Source organism: Streptomyces canus, assembly GCF_030816965.1.
Taxonomy (GTDB): Bacteria; Actinomycetota; Actinomycetes; order Streptomycetales; family Streptomycetaceae; genus Streptomyces; species Streptomyces canus_E.
Map to the genome: position 1 here is coordinate 7,560,682 of NZ_JAUSYQ010000002.1, position 13,373 is coordinate 7,574,054.

Annotated in this window: 9 protein-coding genes; 6 read left to right on the top strand and 3 right to left on the bottom strand. The window is 71.7% G+C overall.

The window, feature by feature from the left end:
- Positions 1–171: 171 nt before the first annotated feature.
- From QF027_RS35780 to QF027_RS35800, 5 genes are all read left to right on the top strand, one after another.
- A complete protein-coding gene (locus QF027_RS35780; protein WP_307082621.1) occupies positions 172–4,377 on the top strand; it encodes a bifunctional nitrate reductase/sulfite reductase flavoprotein subunit alpha in 4,206 nt (1,401 codons plus the stop codon).
- A 49-nt stretch (positions 4,378–4,426) separates the two neighbouring features.
- Positions 4,427–5,059 carry a hypothetical protein gene (locus tag QF027_RS35785; RefSeq protein WP_307079260.1) on the top strand — a complete coding sequence of 211 codons (633 nt, stop codon included), beginning with the start codon at positions 4,427–4,429 and terminating at the stop codon, positions 5,057–5,059.
- Between the two features lie 39 nt (positions 5,060–5,098).
- Positions 5,099–5,812, top strand: a complete 714-nt coding sequence (locus QF027_RS35790) for a YcnI family protein (protein ID WP_307079262.1) — start codon at positions 5,099–5,101, stop codon at positions 5,810–5,812.
- A 66-nt stretch (positions 5,813–5,878) separates the two neighbouring features.
- Positions 5,879–6,520, top strand: coding sequence for a hypothetical protein (locus tag QF027_RS35795; protein WP_307079264.1), 642 nt, complete (start codon positions 5,879–5,881; stop codon positions 6,518–6,520).
- 179 nt (positions 6,521–6,699) lie between these two features.
- Positions 6,700–7,284, top strand: coding sequence for a sigma-70 family RNA polymerase sigma factor (locus QF027_RS35800; protein ID WP_307079266.1), 585 nt, complete (start codon positions 6,700–6,702; stop codon positions 7,282–7,284).
- Between the two features lie 60 nt (positions 7,285–7,344).
- Here the strand turns inward: QF027_RS35800 and QF027_RS35805 are convergent, their stop codons facing one another.
- Positions 7,345–10,464: an FAD-binding and (Fe-S)-binding domain-containing protein gene (locus QF027_RS35805; RefSeq protein WP_307079268.1), complete on the bottom strand. Its 3,120-nt coding sequence runs from the start codon at positions 10,462–10,464 to the stop codon at positions 7,345–7,347.
- A gap of 59 nt (positions 10,465–10,523) precedes the next feature.
- Positions 10,524–11,003, bottom strand: a complete 480-nt coding sequence (locus tag QF027_RS35810) for a MarR family winged helix-turn-helix transcriptional regulator (RefSeq protein ID WP_306975300.1) — start codon at positions 11,001–11,003, stop codon at positions 10,524–10,526.
- A gap of 83 nt (positions 11,004–11,086) precedes the next feature.
- Between QF027_RS35810 and QF027_RS35815 the strand changes: the two genes are divergently transcribed.
- A complete protein-coding gene (locus tag QF027_RS35815; protein ID WP_306975298.1) occupies positions 11,087–11,602 on the top strand; it encodes a YceI family protein in 516 nt (171 codons plus the stop codon).
- Here QF027_RS35815 and QF027_RS35820 read toward each other — a convergent pair.
- The gene (locus QF027_RS35820) at positions 11,583–13,307 is read right to left on the bottom strand and encodes a hypothetical protein (protein WP_373430937.1); all 1,725 of its coding nucleotides are present in this window, start codon (positions 13,305–13,307) and stop codon (positions 11,583–11,585) included. The two genes, QF027_RS35815 and QF027_RS35820, sit on opposite strands and share 20 nt — an antisense overlap.
- Between the last annotated feature and the right edge of the window lie 66 nt (positions 13,308–13,373).

A 13,373-nucleotide genomic window follows, 5' to 3' on the forward strand; every position in this document is an offset into this window, starting at 1 on the left:
CTGTGTCGCCTCAGTTCGGGGCTCCTCCGGTGCACGAAAGCGCTCACAACACTGGCCGGTGAGGTGTGCGGGCGGTGTAACCCCTGATGAACGGCTCGGGAGACATCTGCGTAATGGGCATTTCGTACGGTCGTAGGAGATCGAATCGGTTGAGCTCAGGGAGGCGTGCCCGTGGTGCGGACGGTCTGCTCGTACTGCGGTGTGGGCTGCGGCCTGGTCCTCGACATCGGCACCGGCCCGGACGGACGGCGTACGGTCCTGAAGGCGTCCGGAGACAAGGAGCACCCCGCCAACTTCGGCAAGCTCTGCACCAAGGGCGCCACCACCGCCGACCTGCTCGCCGCGCCCGGGCGGCTGACCACGGCCCTGGTCCGGCCCGAGCGGGGCGAGGAGCCGGTGCCGGAAGCCGTCGGCGTGGCCATCACCGAGACGGCCCGGCGGCTGCGGGAGATCATCGACGAGCACGGCCCCGACGCGGTCTCGCTCTACGTCTCCGGCCAGATGAGCCTGGAGGCGCAGTACCTGGCGAACAAGCTGGCCAAGGGGTTCGTGCGGACCAACCAGATCGAGTCGAACTCCCGGCTGTGCATGGCCAGCGCCGGCACCGGCTACAAGCTGTCGCTCGGGGCGGACGGCCCGCCCGGCTCGTACCAGGACTTCGAGAAGGCCGACCTGTTCTTCGTCATCGGCTCCAACATGGCCGACTGCCATCCCATCCTGTTCCTCAGGATGATGGAGCGGGTGAAGTCGGCGGGCGCGAAGGTGATCGTCGTCGATCCGCGGCGCACCGCCACAGCCGCGAAGGCGGACCTGTTCCTGCAGATCAAGCCGGGTGCCGACCTCGCGCTGCTGAACGGCCTGCTGCACCTGCTGCACGCCGAGGGCCACATCGACCCCGAGTTCGTCGCCGCCCACACCGAGGGCTGGGAGGCGATGCCGGAGTTCCTCGCGGACTACTCGCCCGCCGCGGTGGCCGAGATGACGGGCCTCGCCGAGGCGGACATCCGGGAGGCGGCGCGGCTCATCGGATCGGCCGGTGAGTGGATGAGCCTGTGGACCATGGGACTCAACCAGTCCACCCACGGCACCTGGAACACCAACGCCCTGGTCAACCTCCATCTCGCCACGGGCGCCATCTGCCGCCCCGGCAGCGGCCCCTTCTCCCTCACCGGCCAGCCCAACGCCATGGGCGGCCGTGAGATGGGCTACATGGGCCCGGGCCTGCCCGGCCAGCGGTCCGTCCTCGTCGACGACGAGCGGGCCTTCATGGAGGAGCTCTGGGAGCTGCCCCCGGACACCCTGCGCGCCGACGGCGTCGGCAGGGGCACGGTCGAGATGTTCCAGAAGATGGCCGACGGCGAGATCAAGGCCTGCTGGATCATCTGCACCAACCCGGTCGCCTCCGTCGCCAACCGTCGCACGGTCATCGAGGGCCTGGAGGCCGCCGAGTTCGTCGTCACGCAGGACGTCTTCGCCGACACCGAGACCAACGCCTACGCCGACGTCGTGCTGCCCGGCGCGCTGTGGACGGAGGGCGAGGGTGTCTTCGTCAACAGCGAGCGCAACCTCACGCTGACCCCGGCGGTGGCCGACCCGCCCGGCGAGGCGATGGCGGACTGGCGGATCATCGCGGCCGTCGCGTGCGAGATGGGGTACGAGAAGGGGTTCTCCTACGACAGCGCGGAGGACGTCTTCGAGGAGATCAAGCAGGCCTGGAACCCGAAGACGGGCTGGGATCTGCGCGGGGTCTCGTACGAGCGGCTGCGGGAGACGCCGGTGCAGTGGCCCGCAGCGAGTCCGGACGGGCCGGACCGGAACCCGATCCGGTACGTGGGGGAGGACGGTTCGCTGACGTTCCCCACCGCGAGCGGGCGGGGCATCTTCTACGCCCGGCCGCACATCCCGCCGGCCGAGATGCCGGACGACGACTACCCCTTCGTCCTGAACACCGGGCGCCTCCAGCACCAGTGGCACACGCTGACCAAGACGGCGAAGGTGGCGAAGCTGAACAAGCTGAACCCCGGGCCCTTCGTGGAACTGCATCCTCAGGACGCGTCGGCCCTGGGTGTGGCCGACGGTGACTCCGTCGAGGTGGCCTCCCGACGCGGCCGGGCCGTGCTGCCGGCCGTGGTGACGGACCGGGTGCGGCCGGGGTGCTGCTTCGCGCCCTTCCACTGGAACGACCTGTTCGGGGAGTACCTGAGCGTCAACGCGGTGACGAGTGACGCGGTGGACCCGCTGTCGTTCCAGCCGGAGTTCAAGGTGTGCGCGGTGTCGCTGACGAAGGTGGCTGTGCCGGTGACGGTGCGGACGCCTGCGGCGGGCTCGGCCGGTGGGTCGGGCGGCGCGGTGGGACACGGCGGGGGCGCCCCGAGCGCGGTGGCCATGCCCGCCTCGGCACCGGCGGTCCCGGAGGGCACCCACGCCCACGCTTCCGTCGCCGCGGCCGCCGCGGGTGTCTTCGGGCTCGCTCCCGCCCCGCCGCCCGTGCTCACCGCACAGGAACGCCAGTACCTGGTCGGCTTTCTCGCGGGCATCTCGACGGGCGCCCCTGGCGTGCCGGTCCTGCCGCCCGACGCGCCCTTCAGCCCCGAGCACGCCCTCTGGGTGAACGGCACACTCGCCGGGATGTACTCACGGGCGGCGGCCACACAGTTCGCGCCCCCACAGTTCGCGCCCACACAGGTCTCGGCCACACAGTCCTCGGTCACGGTCCTGCGCCGTGAGGTCGTCATCCTGTGGGCCTCGCAGACCGGCAACGCCGAGGAGTTCGCGGCCGCCACCGCCGAGCGGCTCACCACCTCCGGCCACAGCACCTCCATGGTCGGCATGGACCAGGCAGACCTCGGCGAACTGCCGCCCGGCGCCGACCTGTTGCTCATCACCAGCACCTTCGGTGACGGCGACGCCCCCGACAACGGCAGCGGCTTCTGGGAGACCCTGGCCGACCCCGGCACGCCCCGCCTGGAGGGTCGCCGGTACGCGGTGCTGGCCTTCGGCGACTCGTCGTACGACGACTTCTGCGGGCACGGCCGCCGTCTGGACCAGCGGCTCGACGAACTGGGCGCGCTGCGGCTGGCCCCGCGCACGGACTGCGAACCGGACTTCGAGGACGCGGCGCACGGCTGGCTGGACCAGGTTCTGACGGCGCTGTCCGACACCCCGGCGGCCGACACCGTGCCCTCGGCCCCCACGCTGATCCAGGCAGTCCCGGCCGCCCCCCGGACGGCCCCCGCCGCCTCGTCCCGCTCGAAGAAGCCCGTCCCCGTCCTCGCCCGCCTCACCGGCAACCGCCTCCTGAGCCTGCCCGGCGCCGGCAAGGAGGTCCGCAGGTTCACCTTCGACACCCGCGACAGCGAGAGCCCGCTCCTCTACGACGCCGGGGACGCCCTCGGCATCCGGCCGCTCAACTCGGCGGACCTGGTCGAGGAGTGGCTGGCGGTCACCGGTCTGGACGCCGGGGCCGCGGTGGACCTGAACGGCGTGGGAGAGGTCCCGCTCGGCGAGGCGTTCCTGCGGCACCTCGACATCACCAGGATCACCCCCGGCCTGCTCCGGTTCGTCGCCGAACGCACCCGGGACCCACGGGAGTTGAAGAAGCTCCTGCGTCCGGACAACAAGGACGAGCTCGCCAAGTGGGGCTGGGGCCGCCAGGCCGTGGACGTGATCACGGAGTACGGCGTGACGGCCGGCCCGCAGGAGTGGACGCAGACCCTCGGACGCCTCCAGCCGCGTCTGTACTCCATATCGTCCAGCCCGCTGACCGACCCGCACCTCGTCTCGCTGACCGTCTCCGTCGTGCGCTACGAGAACCTGCACGGCAGGCCCCGCCAGGGTGTCTGCTCGCCCTTCCTCGCCGATGCCGCCGCGGACACCCCGGTGCCCGTGCACGTCCAGCGCTCCCCGCACTTCCGCCCGCCGGCCGACTCCGGCACGCCCATGGTCATGGTCGGCCCCGGCACCGGCGTCGCCCCCTTCGTCGGCTTCCTGGAGCAGCGCCGCGCCCTCGGCCACCGGGGCCCGAACTGGCTGTTCTTCGGCGAACAGCACAAGGCGACCGACTTCTACTACGAGGACGAGCTGACCGGTTTCCTCGCGGACGGCACCCTCGCCCGCCTCGACACCGCCTTCTCCCGTGACCAGCGCGCAAAGGTCTACGTCCAGGACCGGATGCGCGAACACGGCCCGCTGCTGTGGTCCTGGCTCCAGGACGGCGCCCACTTCTATGTGTGCGGCGACGCCTCCCGCATGGCGAAGGACGTCGACCGGGCGCTCAGGGACATCGCGGTCCTCCACGGCGGCTTGGACGAGGCGGGCGCGGCGGCCTATGTGAAGCAACTCGCCGCGGACAAGCGCTATGTGCGTGACATCTACTGACCCGGCCCCGTGGGCGGTGCGCCGACCACACGTGGGAGTATCGGTCGCCATGAAGGCGTCCCCAGCGGTCCGGAGCCTGCGCGCGGCGGTCTTCGCCGCGCTGTGCGTGCTGCTGGCCACCGGGGGTCACGCACTGGCGACCGGGATGGCGCCGCCGGTGTGGGCGCAGGCGGCCGGGTTCGTGCCGATGTTCGTGACCGGCTGGCTGCTCGGCGGCCGGGAGCGGTCGCTCGGGGCCATCGGCGGGGCCACACTCACATCCCAGGGCGGACTGCATCTGGCCTTCGGCGCGGCACGCCCGCGCTCCATGGGAACGCCGTACGGCATGGCGATGCACCACATGTCGGCGACGCACACGATGACCATGCACGGCGTACGCATGGCGCATACGGCGGCACCGCACTCCCACGCCCTGACCCCGCACGCCACCGCCGCTCATGTCTCGGCCGCTCTCCTGCTGACCTGGTGGCTCCGACGCGGCGAGGTGGCCTTGTGGTCCCTGCTGCGGCGAGCGGTCACGCTCGTACCGGGCCTCGCGGCCTGGTGGCGGGGGTACGGCGAACCGGTCGTCCCGGACCCGGTACGCCCGCCCGTGGACGGTCCGTGCGCACCTCGTCCCCTCCTGCTCCGCCACACCGTCCACCGGCGTGGACCGCCCACCACGATCCCGTACGCGATCTGACCTTTCCCCTTTTCCTGACGGTACGGAGATCCCTCACCCATGTCCTCAGCACGCACCTCCCTGCGTCGCATCGGCCTCGGCGGCGCCCTCGCCGCCGCCGCGGTACTGACCGCCGCCGGCGCCGCCTCCGCGCACGTCACCGTCCACCCCGACAGCTACGCCAAGGGCGCCACCGACGGAGCCCTGACCTTCCGGGTGCCCGGCGAGAGCGACACCGCGAGCACCACGAAGGTCCAGCTGTTCCTGCCCACCGACCACCCGTTGCTCGGCGTGCTCGTCTCCCCGCACGACGGGTGGACCGCGAAGGTCACCGACACCAGGCTCAAGACACCGGTCAAGACGGACGACGGCACGATCACCGACGCGGTCTCCGAGATCACCTGGACCGGCGGGAAGATCGGCCCAGGACAGTACGAGGACTTCGACGTCGCCTTCGGTCAACTCCCCGACGACACCGCGCAGCTGACCTTCAAGACCCTCCAGACCTACTCCGACGGGAAGGTCGTCCGCTGGATCGAGGAGGCCGCCCAGGGCGACGAGGAGCCGGAGAACCCGGCGCCGGTCCTCAAGCTGACGGCGGGCGGGACCACGTCGGCCACCGCGTCGCAGACCTCCGCGGTCGCGTCCAAGGCGTCGCAGGCCTCGGCGAGCGACTCCACCGCCCGTGGTCTCGGTGTCGCCGGGCTGGTCGTCGGCGTGCTGGGGCTCGCGGCCGGGGCCTTCGGCGTCGTACGGAGCCGCCGTACGCAGTGAGCGGGAGCCTGTGGCTTTCCGTACCCACAGGTGGTGATCGGTGCCCGGATGGAAGGATGAGGCGCCATGACGGCAGGGTGGTGTTCTCGCACGGTACGGGCCGCGGTGTTCGCGGCCGTCTGTGTGCTGCTCGCCGCCCTGGGCCACGTCCTCATGTCCGGCACCCATGTGCCCGGGTGGACCCTGGCTGCGGGCCTGGTCGTGACCGGGTGCGCGGGCTGGTGTCTGACCGGCCGTGAACGCGGGCTGCCGCTGATCGTGGCCGTCGTGGTCGCTGCCCAGACGGTCCTGCACTCGGCGTTCTCCCTCGCGCAGCCCGCCCCGGCGGCGCAGGACATCGGCGCGATGCACATGGAGTCCATGCACACGAGCGGCATGGACTCCATTGGCGTGTCCCCCATGGGGACGTCGGACGGCGTCGGTGCTCTCTCGTTCTGGATGCCCTTCGGGATGTACGCCGCCCACCTGCTCGCCGCGCTTCTGACCGGCCTCTGGCTGGCTTACGGCGAGAGGGCCGCGTTCCGTGTCCTGCGGGCCGTCGCAGGACGGCTCGCGGCCCCGCTGCGGCTGTTGCTCGCCCTGCCCGCCACCCCGCACCGCCCGCTGCTGCGGGCGCGCCGGCCCCGCTCGGAGCGGGAGCCCCGGCTTCTCCTTCTCGTCCACGCGATCACCCACCGGGGGCCGCCCCTGGGGACCGCTGTCGCCTGACGACAGACGGCACCCCGAGGAAGCCCCTGTGCGCCTCGGGCTCGGTCGTGCACCCACATATGTGCTTCCCGCACATGTGGCGCCGTACGGCCACATCCCCTCACCGGACCGCCGCGCACCCCTGTGCACCGCGATGACAGCGGTGGCCCGGATCACGGCTGACCCGAGAAGGACACCTGGTGATCACTTCCGCCCCGCCCGCCCCGGCCGATCTCCGCACGCAACGGGAGTCCGCCGATGCCTCCACCACCGCCTGGGCGCTCGCCGCCCGTGCCGGTGACGCCGAGGCCGTCGACCACTTCGTACGCGCGCTGCACCATGACGTGCTGCGCTATGTCTCCTATCTGTGCGCCGACCCCCAGGCCGTGGACGACCTCGCCCAGGACACGTTTCTGCGGGCGCTCGGCAGTCTGCACCGGTTCGAGGGGCGGTCCTCGGCGCGGGCCTGGCTGCTGTCCATCGCCCGCCGTGCGGTGATCGACGGTTTCCGGTATGCCGCGGCTCGGCCCCGCCGGTATGACGGCTCGGACTGGCAGGCCGCGGCCGAGCGCGCTCAGCCGCGGGGCGTGCCCGGCTTCGACGACGGGATAGTGCTGCTCGACCTGTTGGCCACGTTGCCCGACGAGCGGCGTGAGGCGTTCGTTCTCACGCAGATGCTGGGGCTGTCGTACGAGGAGGCGGCTCTGGTGAGCGGGTGTCCTGTGGGCACTGTCCGGTCTCGCGTGGCGCGGGCCAGGGCGGTGCTGGTGGAGCTGGTGGGCTGAGCGCGCCTCTGGGGGTGCGCCGATGTGTTGGTTCAGTACAGCCCCGCGCCCCTGGTCCACTCACCGTTTGCTTCGGAGGAGCCGGGCTGCCGTGGCCGCTGCCGCCAGGCCCGCCAAGCCGGTTCCGGTCAAGGTCAGTGCCCTGGCCCTTCGGCTCGGGGTGGCCGGCCTCGCGCCCGGCGCCACGCCGTACGCGCTGCCCGGTGCCCCTGGCAGGGCGGACGCCAGCAGTTCCGCCAGGTGCACCGCCTCGTGGCCGCCGCTGTCGAGTTCGTGGATCTGGGTGCGGCAGCTGAAACCGTCCGCCAGGACCACCGTCTCGGAGGGCTCGTCGCGCAGGCGCGGGAGCAGTACGCGTTCCGCGCATGCCTCGCTGACCTCCAAGTGGCCCGGCTCGAAGCCGAAGTTGCCGGCGAGACCGCAGCAGCCGGAGTCCAGTCGCTCGGCGTCGACGCCGGCGCGGTGCAGGAGTTCCTGGTCGGCCTGCCAGTCCAGGACCGCGTGCTGGTGGCAGTGCACCTGGGCGAGAGCCTTCGCGGAGCGTTCCGGGACGCGCGGGGGTTCGTAGCCGGGGGAGTGCTCGGTGAGCAGTTCGGCGAGCGTGACCGTCTGATCGCGCAGCCGCCGTACGTCACGGTCGCCGGGGAACAGCTCGGGCGCGTCCGACCGGAAGACCGCCGTGCAGCTGGGCTCCAGTCCGACCACCAGACCGCCCGCCCGGACGTGCTCGGCGAGACGGCGCACGGTCCGGCCCAACACTCGTTCGGCAGTGGCGAGTTGTCCCGTCGAGATCCAGGTCAGCCCGCAGCACAGCGGCTGCTGGGGCAACACCACCCGCCAGCCCGCGTGCTCCATGAGAGTCACGGCCGCCCGGCCGATGTGCGGGTGGAAGTGGTTGGTGAAGGTGTCCGGCCAGAGCAGGACGCTGCCGCGCGCCCCGTCGCCGTACGGCTCGTGCCGGGCGAACCACTGCTGCAACGTCTCGTCGGCGAACAGCGGGACGTCGCGGTTCTCCACGCCCGCGATCGCCACGGCGGCCCTGGACAGAGGCGGGGTGTGGGTCAACGCGTTGACCACGGGCCCGAGTCGGGTGCGTCCGACCACCTGCGCCACGGCGGGCAGCCAGCCCATGGAGAGATGGGCCCGGGGCCTGCGCCACCAGCGGCCCTCGTAGTGGTGGGACAGGAACTCCGCCTTGTACGTGGCCATGTCGACGTCCGCAGGACAGTCCTTCTTGCAGCCCTTGCAGGCCAGACACAGGTCGAGGGCGTCCCGGACCGCCTCGGACCGCCAGCCGTCCCGCAGCGCGCTGTCGCCGTGCCCGTCGAGCATCTCGAACAGCAGCCGGGCCCGCCCGCGCGTGGAGTGCTCCTCCTCGTGCGTGACCTGGTAGGACGGGCACATCACCGCACCGCCCTCGGTGGTGTGCTGACGGCATTTCCCCACGCCCACACAGCGGTTGGCGGCCTCGGCGAAGGAACCGCCGTCGTGCGGGAAGCGGAAGTGCAGGTCGCGGGGGTCGTACGGGGCCCAGTCACCGCCGATACGCAGGTTCTCGTCCAGCTTGTACGGCGCCACGACCTTCCCGGGGTTCATCCGGTCGAGCGGGTCGAAGACGGCCTTCAACTGCTCGAACGCGGTGACGAGTCGGTCCCCGAACATCCGCGGCAGCAGCTCCCCCCGGCTCTGCCCGTCGCCGTGCTCGCCCGAGAACGAGCCGCCGAACTCGGCGACCAGGTCGGCCGCCCGCTCCATGAACCGCCGGTAGGCGGCCACCCCGTCGGCGGAGTACAGGTCGAAGGGGATGCGGGTGTGCACACAACCGTGCCCGAAGTGGCCGTAGAGACTGGGCCCGGTGTCACTGAGATAGCCGAACTCGTCGTACAGCCCGCGCAGTCGGCGCAGATAGTCGCCCAGCCGCTCGGGCGCGACCGCCGAGTCCTCCCAGCCCTCGAAGGTGTCGGGGCGTCCAGGGACGTGCGCGGTGGCGCCGAGTCCGGCCTCGCGGACCTGCCACAACTCCTGCTCGTGGGACGGGTCGTCGAGGAAGGCGACCTCGGGGTCGTGCTCGGACTCGTGCAGGCCGTCCAGCATGCGGTGGGCGTGTTCGTCGGCGTCCTGGAGGGTCTCCCCGCCGAACTGCACCATCAAGAAGGCGTTCCCCTCGGGGAGTTCGGCGCGGGCCTTCGGGTTGAGGTGCTTGATCCGCTCGTCCCGGAGCAGTCGCGAGTCGATGCCCTCCAGCGCGATGGGCTCGTACGGCAGGATCGCCGGTACGGCGTCGGCGGCCGTCTCGATGTCGGGGAACCCGAGGACGACCAGGGTGCGTTCCTTGACCACCGGCGCCAGTTCCAGCTCCGCGCGCAACACCGTGACCAGGGTCGACTCGCTGCCGACCAGCAGCCCGGCGACGTCGAAACCGTGCTCCGGGAGCAGCGAGTCGAGGTTGTAGCCGGAGACCCGGCGTGGGATGTCCGGGAAGCGGGCGCGGATCTCGTCGGCGTAGGTGTCGCGCAGAGCGCGCAACTGCCGGTACAGGGAGGCCCGCAGATCTCCGTGCCGCTCGATCTCGGCGTACTCCTCGTCGCTGGTCTCCCCGCACCAGAACCGGGTGCCGTCGTACAACTGCACTTCCAGGCGGGCGATGTTGTCGACGACCTTGCCGTAGGCCTGAGCGGTGGCCCCGCAGGAGTTGTTGCCGATCATTCCGCCGATCGTGCAGTTGGCGTGGGTGGCCGGCTCGGGGCCGAACCGCAGCCCGGTCGGGGCGAGTCGGCGGTTGAGCTCGTCGAGGACGATGCCGGGCTGGACGACACAGGTGCGGGCGTCCGGGTCCACGGACTCCAGACGGTCGCAGTACTTCGACCAGTCGATCACCACGGCGGTGTTGGTGCACTGCCCGGCGAGGCTGGTCCCGCCGCCCCGGGACAGCACCGGCGCGTCGTGCTCGCGGGCCACGGCCACCGCCTCCGCGGCCGCCTCGGGCGTCCGGGGCACTACCACGCCGATCGGGGTCTGACGGAAGTTCGAGGCGTCCGTCGAGTAGGCGGCCCGGCTCCCCGCGTCGAAGCGGACCTCGCCGTCGACCCGCTCGCGCAGTGCGCGCTCCAGGGCCGACGTGTCCGGCGGGGGTGCGCCAGGCCGTCGTACGACAGGAACGGGCAGCTCGGAGGTCGCCATGAACTCCTCCTTCGGTGTCTGCGCGGGCACCGGCCGGGTACCCGCAACCGCACCGACGACTACTCCGGCCTCGCCTCCACGGCGAGATCGGGCAGCAGTGCGCGCAGCGCCTCGCGCTGGTCGGCGCCCATGAACCGGGTCAACGCCTCCTTGACCGTCTCGGCGAGACCGCCGGAGGACTCCGCCAGCAGGCGCCTGCCCTTCTCGGTGAGGGCCACCTCGACACCCCGCTTGTCGCCGCACACCGACTTGCGGGTGACCAGACCGGCGTGCTGGAGACAGGCGATCTGGTAGGTGAGCCGGGTCTTGGGGCGGCCGAGGAGTTCCGCGATCTTCGTCATCCGCACCCCTTCGGCGGGGCGCGCGCCCAGCAGGCACAGCACCAGGAACTCGTCGTGCGAGACGTCCAGACCGTCCTTGACGGCGGAGCGCAGCTCCTGCTCCACGGCTCCCGTCGCGGCCAGCAGCAGCATCCAGGCGTGCAGCTCGGGCGGCAGGAGCCCTTCGGACACGGAGGGACATTCGGACGGGTCGGCCATGGATACAAGTGTAGCCATTGTCCAAATTTGAAGTATCGGCTAGCCTGATGTCATCCAAATTTGGACCACCTGAGTGAGGAATCATGACCGTCGCCGTCGAAACCGGAACCTGGCAGCTCGACCGGACCGCCACCACCGTCGCCCTGAAGCACAGGACGATGTGGGGCCTGGTCACCGTGAAGGGCGCCTTCGCCACCGTGGACGGCCAGGGCGAGGTGCGGGCCGACGGGTCGGCCGTCGGCACCGTGACGCTCGACGCCGCCTCGCTCGACACCAAGAACGCCAAGCGTGACGAGCACCTGCGCGGGGCCGACTTCTTCGACGTCGCGAACCACCCCGAGATCACCTTCGCGGTGCGCAGCGCCGAGCTGCGCGACGCCGACCAGGTGCATGTGATCGGCCAGCTGACCGCGCGCGGCATCAGCCGCCCCCAGTCCTTCACCGCACATCTCGACGACGCGAGTGCCGACGCGGTCACGCTGACCGCCGAGTTCTCGGTGGACCGCGAACACTTCGGCCTTGGCTGGAATCAGATGGGCATGATCCGCGGCCTGACCACGGTCACCGCCACGCTCCGCTTCACGCGGTCGGCAGCGTGACGTCAGCGCTCGACAGCGTCTGCGGCGAGGGCGTGAACACCCGGAGCCGGATCCGCTGACCCGGCCTCGGCAGGGCGTACGTGCCCTCGGGCGGCCGGAGGGCATACGTCGCCGTCGCGTGGCCGGGCAGCGTGGCAGGCCCCCGCAGGACCGAGAAGTACGGGTACATGCCCTGGCCCCGGGTCAGCGTGAAGTGCGGCGTGAGCGCGTGATCTCCCGTGTTGGTCACCCGCAGGGTCAGCCGGGAGAGCGCGCGGGCGTCGTGGCGTACGGAGGTGACCTCCATGCGCAGGGGCGGTGAGCCGGTGGCCGCCAGCGCCGCGCTCGCCAGAGCCGGGCTCAGCATCAGGACGGCCGCGGCGATCCGCGCCGGACGCCGGTACGGGCCGGCGAGCCGACGCGCGAACGGCTGCCAGGCCCCCGCGAACTCCGCCGCGGGCGCGGTGACCGCCGCCGCCAGCCACAGCGGGGTCATCATCAGGTAGTAGCCGTCCTGCGAACGTGTCGCCAGCCAGAAGGCCAGCCACGGCAGCACGGTCGCCGCCGGGCCCAGGCGGCGCACGAACAGCACGAACAACGCCAGCAGACCGGCGAACAGCAGCAGACTCCCGTACCCGTACCAGTCGAGCCGGTCGCTGCCGTTCGTGAGGTACAGCGACACGCCCACCAGGCCCTGGCCGTGCAGCACCGCACCCTGGAGCAGCGGCAGCGCGATCCCCTTCAGCCATGCAACCGGCTGGCTGACGACGAAGTACGTGTTGATCAGCAGCCATGCGGTGGCGGCGACCCCCGCGAGCCGTAGCACCACCAGGCCCGCCGCCCGTGCGCCGAGCTCCCCACGCCGTACGGCGTAGATCCCGGCGAGCAGGAACGGCGTGAGGAACCACGGCAGTTGCTGCGCCGCGCACGCCGCGCCCAGGCAGGCCGCCTGTGCCAGCCCGGCAGGACCCAGCCGCCCGCCCCTGCCGATCCGGGGCCAGCGCACCACCACCGGCACCAGCAGGGCCAGTGCCAGGATCGCCGGGTAGCCGAGACGGCCGTACATGGAAACCATCGAGAACCCCAGGCACGCCATGGTCGCCGCCGGCCGCCACGGCGTGGGCAGCAGCCGCCACAGCACGACCGTGCCGACGAGCAGCGCGCCCGTGGTCATCGCCATGGCCGGCAGCCCGCCGTGGCCGAGCCACAGCAGGGGCGCGGTCAGCAACGGCGCGAGCGGGGGATAGCCGTACGTGTAGTCGTAGCCGCCCGTGACGGTCGGGGTGAGCGCGATGCCGTTGCCGCCGAAGAGCCAGGGCCAGGGACGGCCGTAGACGCCGTGCCCGGCGACCAGTTCGCGCGCCGCCTGGGCGGTGAGGACGGACTCGTCGGTGCCGCGGTGGAACAGGGCGAACGCGCACAGAGCGAGCGTCAGACCGGTCACCAGCACGCACAGGTCCACGCGTGCGAGGGACCGCCGACCGCGCACGACCAGGGCCAGGACGCCGCAGACGAGGATCGAGGCGTAGCAGACCGAGATGACCGCGGCCACGGCCGGCCGGTGGACGGCCGCCTGTGTCCACACCTCGCGCGTGCCGATGAAAAGGCTGACGTCCGCGAGCAGCGTCAGGACGCGATGCCACTGCGTGGGCGGTTCGGGGGCGGTGGACACCGCCGGCTGGGTCGGCCGGCCGGGTGCCGACAGCTGAGTATCTGCCAGGAGCACGACATCGGACGCTAATCGGACCTGGTGAGCGAGGTGCCGACGGAGGCCAAGAGTCCGGTGTGAGGC

Bases quoted from the DNA above. Each gene is read 5' to 3' on its own strand.
- QF027_RS35810 (WP_306975300.1), bottom strand. From the start codon at position 11,003: ATGGCCGACCCGTCCGAATGTCCCTCCGTGTCCGAAGGGCTCCTGCCG.
- QF027_RS35795 (WP_307079264.1), top strand. From the start codon at position 5,879: ATGACGGCAGGGTGGTGTTCTCGCACGGTACGGGCCGCGGTGTTCGCG.
- QF027_RS35785 (WP_307079260.1), top strand. From the start codon at position 4,427: ATGAAGGCGTCCCCAGCGGTCCGGAGCCTGCGCGCGGCGGTCTTCGCC.
- QF027_RS35790 (WP_307079262.1), top strand. From the start codon at position 5,099: ATGTCCTCAGCACGCACCTCCCTGCGTCGCATCGGCCTCGGCGGCGCC.
- QF027_RS35805 (WP_307079268.1), bottom strand. From the start codon at position 10,464: ATGGCGACCTCCGAGCTGCCCGTTCCTGTCGTACGACGGCCTGGCGCA.
- QF027_RS35815 (WP_306975298.1), top strand. From the start codon at position 11,087: ATGACCGTCGCCGTCGAAACCGGAACCTGGCAGCTCGACCGGACCGCC.